The sequence below is a fragment of the Ruegeria sp. ANG-R genome, assembly GCF_000813985.1.
Lineage (GTDB): Bacteria > Pseudomonadota > Alphaproteobacteria > Rhodobacterales > Rhodobacteraceae > Ruegeria.
Genome location: NZ_JWLJ01000006.1, coordinates 87,472 through 100,525 on the forward strand (window position 1 = coordinate 87,472; position 13,054 = coordinate 100,525).

13 protein-coding genes are annotated in these 13,054 nt (G+C 59.0%); 3 read left to right on the forward strand and 10 right to left on the reverse strand.

The annotated features are described in order from the left end of the window. Positions 1 to 103: 103 nt before the first annotated feature. Positions 104 to 562: an Lrp/AsnC family transcriptional regulator gene (locus tag RA27_RS14870; RefSeq protein ID WP_039540625.1), complete on the reverse strand. Its 459-nt coding sequence runs from the start codon at positions 560 to 562 to the stop codon at positions 104 to 106. Positions 563 to 697: 135 nt separating this feature from the next. Here RA27_RS14870 and ald point away from each other — a divergent pair, with 135 nt between their 5' ends. Continuing rightward, the gene (gene ald, locus RA27_RS14875) at positions 698 to 1,816 is read left to right on the forward strand and encodes an alanine dehydrogenase (protein WP_039540627.1); all 1,119 of its coding nucleotides are present in this window, start codon (positions 698 to 700) and stop codon (positions 1,814 to 1,816) included. Between the two features lie 189 nt (positions 1,817 to 2,005). On the opposite strand, the gene RA27_RS14880 is transcribed toward ald, so the two are convergent. Further along, positions 2,006 to 2,812, reverse strand: coding sequence for a mechanosensitive ion channel domain-containing protein (locus RA27_RS14880; protein ID WP_039540630.1), 807 nt, complete (start codon positions 2,810 to 2,812; stop codon positions 2,006 to 2,008). Between the two features lie 221 nt (positions 2,813 to 3,033). On the opposite strand from RA27_RS14880, the gene RA27_RS14885 reads away from it, so the two are divergent. After that, positions 3,034 to 3,732, forward strand: a complete 699-nt coding sequence (locus RA27_RS14885) for a glutathione S-transferase N-terminal domain-containing protein (protein ID WP_039540632.1) — start codon at positions 3,034 to 3,036, stop codon at positions 3,730 to 3,732. 49 nt (positions 3,733 to 3,781) lie between these two features. On the opposite strand, the gene RA27_RS14890 is transcribed toward RA27_RS14885, so the two are convergent. Then, positions 3,782 to 4,231, reverse strand: coding sequence for a YtoQ family protein (locus RA27_RS14890; RefSeq protein ID WP_039540635.1), 450 nt, complete (start codon positions 4,229 to 4,231; stop codon positions 3,782 to 3,784). A gap of 84 nt (positions 4,232 to 4,315) precedes the next feature. Next, positions 4,316 to 4,948 (reverse strand): class I SAM-dependent methyltransferase, encoded by a 633-nt coding sequence (locus RA27_RS14895; RefSeq protein ID WP_039540638.1) that lies wholly within the window; start codon positions 4,946 to 4,948, stop codon positions 4,316 to 4,318. Between the two features lie 84 nt (positions 4,949 to 5,032). On the opposite strand from RA27_RS14895, the gene RA27_RS14900 reads away from it, so the two are divergent. Further along, complete coding sequence (locus RA27_RS14900) at positions 5,033 to 5,917, forward strand: LysR family transcriptional regulator (RefSeq protein ID WP_039540641.1); 885 nt, start codon at positions 5,033 to 5,035, stop codon at positions 5,915 to 5,917. Positions 5,918 to 5,962: 45 nt separating this feature from the next. On the opposite strand, the gene pheT is transcribed toward RA27_RS14900, so the two are convergent. From pheT to RA27_RS14930, 6 genes are all read right to left on the reverse strand, one after another. Next, the gene (gene pheT, locus RA27_RS14905) at positions 5,963 to 8,359 is read right to left on the reverse strand and encodes a phenylalanine--tRNA ligase subunit beta (protein WP_039540643.1); all 2,397 of its coding nucleotides are present in this window, start codon (positions 8,357 to 8,359) and stop codon (positions 5,963 to 5,965) included. Positions 8,360 to 8,436: 77 nt separating this feature from the next. After that, positions 8,437 to 8,844 carry a cupin domain-containing protein gene (locus RA27_RS14910; protein WP_082025139.1) on the reverse strand — a complete coding sequence of 136 codons (408 nt, stop codon included), beginning with the start codon at positions 8,842 to 8,844 and terminating at the stop codon, positions 8,437 to 8,439. Between the two features lie 66 nt (positions 8,845 to 8,910). After that, positions 8,911 to 9,714 carry a polyhydroxybutyrate depolymerase gene (locus tag RA27_RS14915; protein WP_152610707.1) on the reverse strand — a complete coding sequence of 268 codons (804 nt, stop codon included), beginning with the start codon at positions 9,712 to 9,714 and terminating at the stop codon, positions 8,911 to 8,913. Between the two features lie 354 nt (positions 9,715 to 10,068). Then, positions 10,069 to 10,476 (reverse strand): DUF2513 domain-containing protein, encoded by a 408-nt coding sequence (locus RA27_RS14920; protein ID WP_082025140.1) that lies wholly within the window; start codon positions 10,474 to 10,476, stop codon positions 10,069 to 10,071. After that, the gene (gene pheS, locus RA27_RS14925) at positions 10,473 to 11,546 is read right to left on the reverse strand and encodes a phenylalanine--tRNA ligase subunit alpha (RefSeq protein WP_039540652.1); all 1,074 of its coding nucleotides are present in this window, start codon (positions 11,544 to 11,546) and stop codon (positions 10,473 to 10,475) included. The genes RA27_RS14920 and pheS overlap by 4 nt, the downstream gene beginning before the upstream one ends. Before the next feature lie 70 nt (positions 11,547 to 11,616). Beyond that, on the reverse strand, positions 11,617 to 12,987 hold the full coding sequence (locus RA27_RS14930; RefSeq protein WP_039540655.1) for a glutamate--cysteine ligase: 1,371 nt from the start codon (positions 12,985 to 12,987) through the stop codon (positions 11,617 to 11,619). Between the last annotated feature and the right edge of the window lie 67 nt (positions 12,988 to 13,054).

Genomic DNA, 13,054 nt, shown 5'->3' on the forward strand with positions numbered 1-13,054 from the left:
TTTCCGGGGTCACACAAAAGGTCGGGACCCCGGATTTTGACCCGGTCCGGCGGCAGATACAAGCGGTGGAATCGATGCAAGGCCACTCGCTTTCCGGCCCGCATCAAACCGGCAGGGCGGTGGTTTTGAAAACCGTGCGTAGGGCAAACGAGCTTTGCATCTGCGCCACACCGGGCAGGCGGGATAGGTATTGCCGATGTATGCGGGCAAAATCTTCGGTGTTTTCTGCGACGACTTTCAGAATGTAATCCGCCGTTCCCGCCATTAGATGGCATTCAAGCACATCCGGTATCCGCGCGACCGCCTTTTCAAACGCCTCCAGCACTTCTTCCGCCTGACCCTGCAAGGTGATCTCGACAAACACAGTCGTCGGAACGTTCATCTTTCGCGCATCCAGAAGGGCAACGTAGTCTTTGATATAGCCCTCGGCCTCTAGCCGCTGAACCCGCCGGTGGCAGGCCGAAGGGGAAAGGTTCGCCTGTTCGGACAGTTCCGAATTGGACATTCGCCCTTTGCGCTGCAGGGCTGCCAGAATCTTCCGATCTGTTGCATCAATCGTCATTTGCGCACATCCATTGCGTCGATAAGCCTAGTTTCCGAATATTTTCCCGCAGTTTCCCGGATTAGCAAGTGGGGTTTCACAAATATTGCGCTGATTTATGCCCATAATTTAGGCAGTTTATGAATGGAGTCTCACATGAAAATCGGCTGCCCCAAGGAAATCAAACCCCAGGAATTCCGCGTCGGAATGACCCCTAACGCTGCTGGCGAAGCTGTGGCTCGTGGCCACGAAGTCATCATTGAAACCGGTGCCGGGATGGGCTCGGGCTTTGACAACGACGCCTATGTCGCGGCAGGAGCCCGCATCGTCGACACTGCTGAAGAGGTGTTCGCCACCGCAGACATGATCGTCAAGGTCAAAGAACCCCAGGCGGTTGAGCGCAAGATGCTGCGCGAAGGCCAGTTGCTGTTCACCTATCTGCACCTGGCACCCGATCCAGACCAGACCCACGACTTGCTGGCCTCGGGCTGCACCGCGATTGCCTATGAGACTGTCACAGATGCAAACGGCGGGCTTCCTCTGCTGGCGCCGATGTCCGAGGTCGCCGGTCGTCTGGCACCGCAGGTCGGGTCCTGGACCCTGCAAAAGGCCAATGGTGGTCGCGGTGTCCTGATGGGCGGCGTCCCGGGTGTTGGCCCCGCCAAGGTGATCGTCATCGGCGGTGGCGTCGTTGGCACACATGCTGCGAAGATCGCGGCAGGTATGGGCGCCGATGTTACTGTTCTGGACCGTTCGCTACCCCGTCTGCGCTATCTGGACGACGTGTTTGGCGGCACATTCAAAAGCCAGTACTCGACCGCCGGCGCAACTGCCGAACTGATCCAGGACGCCGACATGGTCATCGGTGCGGTTCTGATCCCCGGTGCCGCAGCTCCGAAACTGATCACACGCGAGCAGCTTTCGACCATGAAGCCCGGCGCGGTTCTGGTGGACGTGGCCATCGACCAGGGCGGCTGTTTTGAGACCTCGAAAGCGACCACCCACGCCGACCCGATCTATGAAGTTGACGGCATCATGCACTACTGCGTCGCCAACATGCCGGGCGCCGTTGCCCGTACATCGACGATCGCATTGGGCAACGCCACAATGCCGTTCATGCTGTCGCTGGCCAGCAAGGGCTGGAAACAAGCGTGTCAGGACGATCCGCACCTTCTGGCCGGCCTCAACGTACACGCAGGTCAACTGACCTATGATGCTGTGGGCGTAGCACTGGGTATCGACGTCGTCTCTCCCGCCGAGATCGTAAGGTCGTAAGGGCTCCCGCCCCTGAAAGCGCTCTCTGACGAGAGCGCTTTACAGCATTGGGCCAAGCGCCGCGCCTTTGGCGCGGCGCGGTTGCACTAAGCAGCAACGCTGGAAAAACATGGGCGCCGCGCATTCTGCGCGGCGCCGGGCCCAACCGGAGGAGGGCATTTCCAATGCCTGATCGACGGGCGGGAGGACCTAGCCCTCTTTGTGAATCTCCACCGAGTGCGGATAGGGAATCGATACGCCCTTGGCGTCAAACGCTTCCTTGATGGCCTTGGTGAGCTCGAATTTCACGTCCCAGTAATCGGCAGCGGCGCACCACAGGCGCGCAGTCAAATCAACCGAGCTGTCACCAAGGTTCGTCACACGTACCCAAGGTTCGGGATCACCCATGATGCGGTTGTCAGCCTTGGCGACATCCAGAATGATGCCCATCGCCTCATCCGCGCTATCCCCGTAATCTATGCCAAACACCAAATCGACCCGGCGGGTGTCATGGGCGGAATAATTGGTGATTACCGAACCCCAGGCCTGACCGTTTGGAACGATGATCTGAACATTGTCCGGAGTCACCAGCTCCGTCGTGAACAGGTTCAGATCTTTCACCGTTCCGGCCGTGCCGCCGATATCGACATACTGACCCAGTTTGTAAGGGCGGAATACAACCAGCATAACACCGGCTGCCAGATCGCTGAGCGTTCCCTGCAACGCCAGGCCGATGGCCAGCGACGCCGCACCCAGAATGGCGACGATACTGGTCGCTTCGATGCCGAAGATACCAAGTACGGCCACTACGACCATTGCCAGAATGGCCCATTTGACCAGACTGGCAACGAAATTCCCCAATGTCGGATCTATATGCGGCGTCGCATTAATCCGGCGGCGCACCAGACCGGCGATGGCCCCGGCCACGATCCAGCCCAGAACCAAAACGATCAATGCCTTGACCGCGCTCATGATCAGCGGACCAAATGCGCCCACCTGTGCTACAACATCTTCCACGCGCTTCTCCTTTGCACCAACAGCAAACCCGCGCCTACGGCGCGGGGTTGCCGAAAAGTTTGGGCTAATTTGACGCTCAGGTCTAGGTGCAGGATTCCCGAGTTTTCCCCCTGCTGTTCCCCAGCAAACATCGACTGACCGGTCATGCACAGACACAGACCTTACAAAAGCGCCTTAAATTGCCAGATTAACCACGACGCACGCGCACACAGGAGCCTATCATGCTGGACACGACCCAATTCCCGATCATGACCAAATGGTCCCCACAATTTCCCGAACGGATTCAGCTGTACTCTTTCCCCACACCAAATGGCGTCAAAGCGTCAATTATGCTGGAAGAAACCAGTCTGCCCTATGAGGCACATCGGGTCACACTGGCGGATGCAGATGTCAAAAGCCCGGAATTTCTATCGCTGAACCCGAACAATAAGATACCCGCAATCATTGACCCAAACGGACCGGACAATGCACCGCTTGCCCTATTTGAAAGCGGTGCGATCCTGCTGTATCTGGCCGAAAAAAGCGGCAAGCTGCTGGGGCAGAGCAAGGGGGACAAGCACCGGATCACCCAATGGGTCATGTTCCAGATGGGCGGCATCGGGCCAATGTTTGGTCAATTGGGGTATTTTCACAAGTTCGCAGGACGCGAAATCGAAGACCCTCGCCCGCGCGAACGCTACGTATCCGAGGCAAAACGGCTGCTGGACGTTCTGGACAGGCAACTGAACGGGCAGGATTGGATTGCGGGAGAGTTCTCTGTCGCTGATATCGCGATCGCACCCTGGCTACGCGGACTGGAGTACTATGACGTGAAAGACGTCATCGGCTGGGATGGTTACAGCAACGTGACTGGCTATCTCGACAGGTTCCTGGACAGACCCGCTGTGCAAAGGGGCCTGAATATCCCTTCGCGCGACTAAAACCAAAAAAATGTTCGTGGCGGCGGAAACCGCCGCCACGGTGATCGGATTAACCGGGTAACACCCCTGTCAGAACGTAACGCAAGATCTCGACAACCTGAGCAGGCGCTTCTGCGACGGCCAGAGCTGCTGCATCCACCTCTTTCAGCGCGTGCTGGTGATCAGGTCCATGCAGAACGATGATCGATTTCCCCAAAGCGGCTGCGTAACCTGCATCAAAGGCGGCATTCCACTGCTTGTATTTGTCACCAAAGCGCACAACCACGACATCCGCGTCTGAAATCCCCTTGCGGGTCCGAATTGCGTTGACCATCGCACCCTTGTGATCATGCCAATACTTGTTTGGCTCCGCCCCCAGTATTGCGACACCGCAATCGTCCGAGGCGCCGTGGTCGGTAACCGGGCTGCTGAATGTCACATCCAGCCCCTGAGCTCCGTCGATAATTTGCTCACGCCAGTCCGTGTGGATTTCTCCCGAGAGATATACCTTCAGGCTCATTGCATCCTCCGCTTTTGCTTCAGAGGCTACTTAAGACCCAATCGGCCAAAGCCCAATCGGAAAATGCGAAAACGGCCTCATACGTCAAATCTTGCGCGCAACCAGAAATCGGTGGGCGTCGCGGGCGGGAAAGCTGTCCTGCTCGACCAACTCAAACCCTGCCCGACGCACGGCGGCGCCCAGCTCTTGCTCGGACAGGAAGCGCACGAATGGAGCTTTTCCCAGAAACTGCATAAGCGGCAATGCCATACGAATGGCCCTGAACCGCAGGCTTGCACCGTGCAAGGGGGCGCAGAATGTCTTTGAAATGAACAGGCCGCCCGGTTTAAGGACCGAGTTAATCTGTTTCAGGGCCCCGTCGAGGTCTTCAAGCAAATGCAGCAGATTGAAAGCCACGGCCGCGTCATATGGCCCCGCTGGCGGAGTATTCGCCTCGGCGCTTAGGAATGTGACATTCGATACGTCCTGCCGGACGGCTTGTTTTCGCCCGACGTCCAACATAGCCTGAGATACATCAGTTGCGATGATTGAGTGCACGAACCTCGACAGGCGCAGTGCTGTCATCCCGGAGCCGCAGCCAAGCTCCAGTACATCATCTGTTTTTTGCAGATACGACGCCGTCCGTTCGAGCGTATGCTCATACGAGGCCATATCCCTGATAGGTGAACGGGCATATTTTTCGGCCACGCCATCCCAGAATTTTTCAGCAGTCGTCATAGGGGGTCTCCTTTGCCCCCTACGTATCTATGCACAGATCGAATAGGAATTGCCGAAAACTGCAGACCTCTTATACATATTCGCATGAGCACTCTTCGTGATTTTGATTGGAACCATATCCGAGCCTTTCTCGCCACGGCCGAAACAGGCTCTTTATCTGCAGCCGCGCGCCGATTGGGACAAACACAACCCACACTCAGCCGTCAAATCGCGGCGCTTGAGGCTGATCTGGGTGTCATGCTGTTCGAGCGCATCGGTCGGTCACTGGAAATCACGCAGGCCGGTGTCGAGTTACTGGAGCACACGCGTGAGATGGGCGAAGCCGCCAATCGCATATCGCTGGCCGCATCCGGTCAGGCGCAATCCATCGAAGGGCTGGTTCGCATCACGGCCAGTGACGTGATGGCCGCTTATATCCTGCCCGACTTGCTGCGAGATATTCGCGCGCAAGCTCCACGCCTTCGGATTGATGTAATCGCATCAAACGACATTCGCGATTTGATGCGGCGCGAGGCGGATATCGCGATCCGGCATGTGCGCCCGGATCAACCCGATCTCATCGCGAAGCTTGTGCAGGAAGCCTCCGGGCATTTCTACGCGACGACCGAATACCTGAACCGTGCGGGGCGCCCCACTTGCAAAGGCGATCTGTCTCGGCACGAGTTTATCAGTTTCGGCGATACCGCCCAGATGATCGCCTATCTGAAACCGATGGGTATTGATCTGTCTGACGAGAACTTCCGCCTCGGGTCACAAAACGGGCTCGTGTCGTGGGAATATGCAAAACATGGCTTTGGGATCGCACCAATGTCTCAGGTCGTCGGGGATGCCACGACCGGGGTAGAACGTGTTCTGCCAGAGATGGAGCCGATCACCTTTCCCATCTGGCTCACAACACATCGGGAACTGCATACCAGTCGGCGCATCCGGCTGGTCTTTGATCTGTTGGCCGAGTTTCTGTCGAAATGAAAAACGCGCCCGAAGGCGCGTTGTTCAAACAGCAGTCGAACGGTTCTATCCGCGCAGCACGCCACCCGTCGCCTTGGTGACCTTGGCGATGATCTTTTCCGCCACGGCTTCGATATCTTTTTCCTTGAGCGTCTGCTCCGAAGGCTGCAGACGCACGGTGATCGCCAGCGATTTCTTGCCCTCGCCGAGGCTGCCGCCGATGAATTCGTCAAAGACGCGCACATCCTCGATCAGCGCCTTATCAGCCCCCGCAGCCGCATTGACCAGCGTCAGAGCCTCAACATCCGCGTCGACGACAAAGGCGAAGTCACGCTCGACCGCCTGCAGGTCACGCAATTCCAGCGCCGACCGGGTTGCTCCCGATTTACGCGGCAACGGCACCTGATCGGGCCAGATGGTGAAGGCCATCGCCGGGCCTTTGATGTCCATCGCCTGCAACACGCGGGGATGCAATTCACCAAAGACGCCCAGAACCTTTTTCGGGCCCAGACAGATCTTGCCATGTCGGCCCGGATGCCACCAGGCATCCCCGCCGCGCAGGATCTGAGCCTTGGCAGGCGCGCCAATGGCGGCCAAAACCGCCTCGGCATCCGCTTTCGCGTCATACAGATCAACCGGGCGGGACGCGCCGTGCACGTCCTTGGGACCGTTCCGACCAACAAGTAAACCGGTAATCTGCGTCTGCTGATCCCCCGGCTCACCATCATGGAACACCGGTCCGACCTCGAACAGAGCCAGATCGGCATAGCCGCGCGCCTGATAGCGGGCCGCCGCTTGCAGCAGACCGGGCAACAGATCGGGGCGCATATGGCTCATCTCGGACGAGATCGGGTTTTCCAGCATGGTCGTCTCGTCACCGCCGCCGAACAAAGCCGCCGACGCCTGATCGATGAACGTATAGCTGACGCATTCATTGTATCCCAGCGCCGCGCATGTCCGCCGCGCCATCGACTGGCGGCGTTGCGTCGGCGTCATGACCGGTTTGGGGATACCCGCTGTGGTGCGCGGCAGAGGAATACCCTGCAGCTTGGTCAGGGACGCGATCCGCGCGACCTCTTCCACCAGATCGGCCTCACCCATGATATCCGGGCGCCAGCTGGGCACATGCGCCATCTCTCCATCCAGGCGGAAGCCCAAACGGGTCAGAGTCTGCCGCTGCTCGCTCTCCGGGATGTCCATCCCGACCAGTGACTGTACCCGTGCCGCATCCAGCTTATAAGCCCGCGCGTGAACCGGTGCCTTGCCCGCTTCCACCACGTTCGAGGCCTCACCGCCGCAGATATCCAGTATCATCTGCGTCGCGTGCTCCAGCCCTTCCAGAGTATATTCCGGATCGACGCCGCGCTCGAACCGATACCGCGCATCCGAGTTGATTTTCAGAGCACGGCCCGTCAGGGCAATCTGTACATGATCCCAGAACGCGCTTTCGAGGAAGACGTTCACCGTCTCTGCGGTGCAACCTGTTTCTTCACCGCCCATGATACCGGCGATGGATTCCGGGCCTTTGTCGTCAGAGATCACCATCATGCCGGGCTGCAGCGTGTATTCCTTCTCATCCAGCGCCACCAGCTTTTCACCACCCTCGGCACGATGCACCCGCAGATTGCCCTGCACCTTGTCGGCATCGAACACGTGCAGCGGGCGGTTATGATCGAAGGTCATGTAGTTGGTGATATCCACCAAGGCCGAGATCGGCCGCAGGCCAATCGCCTTCAGCTGATCCTGCAGCCATTGCGGGCTGGGGCCGTTCTTCACGCCCCGGATCAGGCGCCCGGTGAAATGCGGCGCGCCATCCAGCGTGTCGTCATCAATCGTCACCCTGATCGGGCTCTCGAAGTCACCCGGCACAGGCACATAGTCGCGAACCTTCAGCGTGCCCAGACCACGCGCCGCCAGATCGCGCGCGATCCCTGCAACACCCAGCGCATCGGGCCGGTTGGGTGTAATCGCAATCTCGATCATCGGATCGACTTTCGAGGGTTCGTTTTCCGCCAGCCAGTCAACAAACCGATCACCGACCTCGCCCGAAGGCAGCTCGATGATACCGTCATGCTCGTCCGACAGCTCCAGCTCGCGTTCCGAGGCCATCATGCCAAAGCTTTCGACGCCGCGGATCTTGCCGACACTGATCGTCAGATCGAGACCGGGAATATACATACCCGGTTTACAGACCACGACCGTGATCCCCTCACGCGCATTGGGCGCGCCGCAGATTATTTGCAACTCCCCTTCATCTGTGGCCACTTTACAAACACGCAGCTTGTCGGCGTCAGGATGTTTTTCGGCATGGGTCACTTTGCCCAGCGTAAAGTCCGCAAGTCGATCTGCCGGGTTCACCACCTCTTCGACTTCCAGTCCAAGGTCGGTCAGTGCCTCAACGATCTCGTCCACCGATGCATCGGTGTCGAGGTGGTCTTTCAGCCAGGAAAGCGTGAATTTCATCGGTCTTCATCCGCCAGTCAAACGTGGGTCAGACCGCGTGTAACGGATATTGCGCACAGGGGAAAGAGGCCGTGCGCCTACTTGTCCGATACCGTATTGGGCACGCTGTCCGAACCGGCAAAAACCGCCAGTATCCGCGCAATCCCCGGCCCCGGGTTCATCCCGTTATGCGGTGATCGGAACGCTTCGACAAAGGCGTCGCCCTCTTTATAGGTCTTGGTTCCGTCAGCGCCGTAATCGACGGTGATCTCGCCTTCGAGAATATAGGCCGCCAACGGCACGTCATGCTGGTGCAGCCCGGTTTGCTGGCCCGGTTGCATCGTCACGATCGCCATTGTGATCTGCGGTGTGCCCTCCGGGTATTCCAGCGGCTGACCGATGACCGAGGTTTCCGTTTTCACCAACACATCCACGGGCGGATAAGTGTCGCGGGCCGTCGCCGGTGTCGCGGCAAGGATCAATGCGCTCAGCATCAGAGGTTTCACGGGTGCAGGCTCCTGTTCATGTGGGTGATCGCAAAGGACCCCGGTTCGCTTCAGGAGTCAAACCGTTCAGGGGTAAACCGGCGCCCGCCCGGCCAATTCGTCCAACTGCCAGCCTATCCAGCCATGGGGGATGAAATGCCCACCGGGATGAGTATCCAGCACCACCTGTCCCTGCGCGCAATCGGTCCACTCGACCCGGCTGAGCGTCAGGAACGGCTTCACGCTCCAGTCCCCGCGCGGGGTCGCGCCGTTACAATCGAACTTGGCCTTCCATAGCGCCACCGGATAGGTCATGTCCCCATCCGGCCCAAAGGGGAAATCCATCACCGTATCGTCCAGCCCGTGCACATGACGCACCTCGCGCGGGGCTTCCGGGCAATCCTCGGTCTGGCGGATCGAGCCTGCAACGGCCAGCAGCGCCGCGATGTCATTGCCCGACTGACAAACAAAGCGCCACGCCATCGCGCCGCCGTAAGAATAGCCCGAGACATAGATGCGTTCAGGATCAATGGGATAGCGTTTGGCCACGTCCTGTAGCACCCGATCAGCGAACGGCACGTCTGCGGTATCAGCGGTCCAGAAATTCCAGCTTTTGCCCAACCCGTTCGGAGCCACCAGTAGCACATCGCGCAGCTTGGTTGCCCCGGCGATGCGTTCATGGTTCACCACCACATCGCCCTGCCGCGCCCAGCCGTGGAAATGCAACAGCACCGGCAGAGGCGTTTCGCCATCCCAACCATCAGGTTCCAGTACGTGGTACGAGCGGTCGCCCACCTCGCAGGCGGTATCGCCGTGACAGTCAGATTTCCACGGCCCCATCGCAAAGGCCGGAGTCGCGGTCAGCAGAAGAAAAAGCAGTCGATAGATCATAGGCCGGAGCCTAGCGACGTCTGCCGCGCTGTCACATAACATATTGGTGTAGGGTGGGGCTTCACCCCACCTTTATTCGCCACACAAACGTAGGCCGGGCTTCAGCCCGGCACCCGACGCATGGTGGGCTGAAAGCCCACCCTACATCCAACTTCGCGACAAAGCCGCGCTATCGCCAGACCGCGGGGTGGCGATCCTCGGGCTGTGCTGAGCACTTTATGCCAGCCAAATCCGCAAAATGTTCAAACCGTGCGCTTACGGAGACAAATCGCCAGCCCATGCGGGCGGTCTGGCGACAGCGCGGCGGCCTATCGGCCTTTGCTCCACGCTCAATGGCAAGCATGAGACCAGAACCTAGAACTCTACCCCGGTATGCTTCGATAGCTTTGTTTTGGCGAAACCGATAGCAAGAATCTTCACGACTTCCAGCGATGCACTACCACCAGTCTCGACTAGCGCCCGTTTGGTCTTCTCCCAGATGCCTTTATCGCGAACTGAATCTAAATAGTCATGACCCGCCCAAGTGATCTTATAGGTCACCGGTTTATGGAATTTAGCCAATCCGTGATCGTATATAGCCCCCGGACGGAATGTAACTGGGACCTTCGCCGGATCGCGCACGTCGATCAACCCAGCCTCGGCCATCTTCTCCAACTGGTATCGGTCAAATTCGCAAGTCGTTTTCTTCAGCTCGAACTCCGCTGCCTCCGAAGCTTCCAACTCCAGCAGCAATTCCCGAATTCGATCTAAGTCCCTTTTCACCTACTCAAACCACCATGCAGGTTAGGCATATCCAGCGCCGCGAACCCGTAGTGCCGCAACCAGCGCAGGTCGCTATCAAAGAACGCCCGCAAATCCGGAATACCGTATTTCAGCATCGCCAGACGGTCGATGCCGATGCCAAAGGCAAAGCCCTGATAGACCTCGGGATCAATCCCGCCGGCGGCGATCACCTTGGGGTGGACCATGCCAGAACCAAGAATCTCCATCCAGTCGTCGCCCTCGCCGATCTTCAACTGGCCGTTATCCCAGGAACAGCGGATATCGACCTCGGCCGACGGCTCGGTGAAGGGGAAGTGCGAGGCGCGGAAGCGCAGCTCGACATCGTCGACCTCGAAGAACGCTTTCACGAACTCTTCCAGAACCCATTTCAGGTTCGCCATAGAGATGTCCTTGTCGATGGCCAGCCCCTCGACCTGATGGAACATCGGCGTATGGGTCTGGTCATAATCGGCGCGGTAGACGCCGCCCGGGCAGATGATACGGATCGGCGCACCCTGCAGTTCCATCGAGCGAATCTGCACTGGCGAAGTATGGGTGCGCAGCACATGCGGCGGGCGATTGTCGCCCTCGGCGCGGTGCATATAGAACGTGTCCATCTCGGCTCGCGCGGGGTGGTGGCCGGGGATATTCAGAGCGTCAAAGTTGTGCCAGTCGGTCTCGATCCGCGGCCCTTCGGCCACCGAGAAACCCAGTTCGGCAAAGATCGCGGTCAATTCCTCGGTCGCCTGGCTGACCGGATGGATCGAGCCCTGACGGCGCGCGCGGGTCGGCAAGGTGACGTCCAGCCATTCGGTGCGCAGACGCTCATCCAGCGCAGCATCGGCCAGAGCGGCTTTCTTTGCAGAGAGGGCCGAGTTGATCTCATCCTTCAGAGCGTTCAGCGCGGGGCCTGCAACCTGACGTTCCTCGGGGGTCATCTTGCCCAGTTCACGCATCTTCAGCGCGACCTCGCCTTTTTTGCCCACGGCAGCGACGCGGATCGCCTCAAGCGCGTTTTCATCGCCTGCTTCGGCGATTTGGCCCAGATATTTTGCCTTAAGATCGTCCATTACGCCCTCTGAATTTGGTCGCCAACCTGCTATCGGCCCCGCCCCGCGATTGCAAGCGGGACGGCTGCGATCAATAGCTGTATTCGGGATAAATCCGGGTCAGGTCGCCATTCCAGTCGCCGTTATAGTGATCCAACAACTCATCAGCGGGAACTTTGCCGGTCTCTATGCTGTCCTTGAGCGCGTTCAGGAAATGTGTCTCATCCTGCACCAGACCGCCCGCTCCGGGACGCGCGCGGGACGCCAGACCGCTCTCGGCGATTGCGACCACTTCGCGGGCCAGATCATGCATATTGATGCTGCCAACCTGCGCTTGCAGGCCATCCTTTGCAGCGGCACTGCGCATCTCCTCGCGGGTTTCGGCATCCCAGCCTTTGACCAGATCCCACGCCGCGTCCAATGCGCCCTGATCGTAGGTCAATCCAACCCAGAAAGCGGGCAAAGCACACAGGCGCCGCCATGGGCCGCCATCAGCGCCGCGCATTTCCATGAACTTCTTGATTCGCGCCTCGGGGAAGGCGGTGGTCAGGTGGTCAGCCCAATCGCTGAGCGTTGGCGTCTCACCCGGCAGCGCGGGCAGTTTGCCCTGCAGGAAGTCACGGAACGACTGGCCCAGCGCGTTGATGTAGTTACCGTCGCGATAGACGAAATACATCGGTACATCGAGCGCATATTGCACATAGCGTTCAAAACCGAAGCCCTCTTCGAACACAAAGGGCAGCATCCCGGTGCGCGCGTCATCCAGATGGCGCCAGATATAGCTGCGCCAGCTTTTCTGGCCGTTCACCTTGCCCTCGAAAAACGGGGAATTCGCGAACAGGGCCGTGGCCACGGGCTGCAACGCCAGAGCTACGCGCAGTTTCTGCACCATGTCGGCCTCGGAGCCGAAGTCGATATTGACCTGAACCGTACAGGTCCGCCGCATCATCGCGCGGCCCATGGTGCCGACCTGCTCCATATAGTCGTTCATCAGCCGGTAACGGCCTTTCGGCATCAGCGGCATCTCGTCATGGGTCCAGATCGGAGCCGCACCCAGGCCGATGAAGCCGACGCCGATCTTGTCGGCAATGTCCTTCACATCGCGCAAATGCGCGTTCACCTCGTCACAGGTTTCGTGAATGGTCTCCAGCGGCGCGCCTGACAATTCCAACTGCCCGCCAGGTTCCAGCGAGACATTGGCCCCGTCCTTTTCCAATCCGATCAGCTTGCCTGCTTCTTCAACCGGTGCCCAGCCGTGGCCGTCGCGCAAACCTTTGAGCACAGCAAGAATGGAGCGTTCGCCCTCATAAGGCAGCGGCTTCAGCGTGTCTTTGCAATAGCCGAATTTCTCGTGCTCGGTGCCAATACGCCAATCAGCCTTGGGCTTGCAGCCCGCTTCCAGATATTCGGCCAATTGCTCGTGGCGTTCGATTGGCCCGCCGCCGGACTGGGGGATGGACATGTGACCCGTGCTCCGATCCTGATGTGTCTGTCTTGTGGGTCACTCCTGAGCGCAAACCGCGCCAGTG

Excerpts from the sequence above, each read along its gene's own strand:
- RA27_RS14870 (WP_039540625.1), bottom strand. The coding sequence starts at position 562 with ATGACGATTGATGCAACAGATCGGAAGATTCTGGCAGCCCTGCAGCGC.
- ald (WP_039540627.1), top strand. The coding sequence starts at position 698 with ATGAAAATCGGCTGCCCCAAGGAAATCAAACCCCAGGAATTCCGCGTC.
- RA27_RS14885 (WP_039540632.1), top strand. The coding sequence starts at position 3,034 with ATGCTGGACACGACCCAATTCCCGATCATGACCAAATGGTCCCCACAA.
- RA27_RS14890 (WP_039540635.1), bottom strand. The coding sequence starts at position 4,231 with ATGAGCCTGAAGGTATATCTCTCGGGAGAAATCCACACGGACTGGCGT.
- RA27_RS14895 (WP_039540638.1), bottom strand. The coding sequence starts at position 4,948 with ATGACGACTGCTGAAAAATTCTGGGATGGCGTGGCCGAAAAATATGCC.
- RA27_RS14900 (WP_039540641.1), top strand. The coding sequence starts at position 5,033 with ATGAGCACTCTTCGTGATTTTGATTGGAACCATATCCGAGCCTTTCTC.
- pheT (WP_039540643.1), bottom strand. The coding sequence starts at position 8,359 with ATGAAATTCACGCTTTCCTGGCTGAAAGACCACCTCGACACCGATGCA.
- RA27_RS14915 (WP_152610707.1), bottom strand. The coding sequence starts at position 9,714 with ATGATCTATCGACTGCTTTTTCTTCTGCTGACCGCGACTCCGGCCTTT.
- pheS (WP_039540652.1), bottom strand. The coding sequence starts at position 11,546 with ATGGACGATCTTAAGGCAAAATATCTGGGCCAAATCGCCGAAGCAGGC.
- RA27_RS14930 (WP_039540655.1), bottom strand. The coding sequence starts at position 12,987 with ATGTCCATCCCCCAGTCCGGCGGCGGGCCAATCGAACGCCACGAGCAA.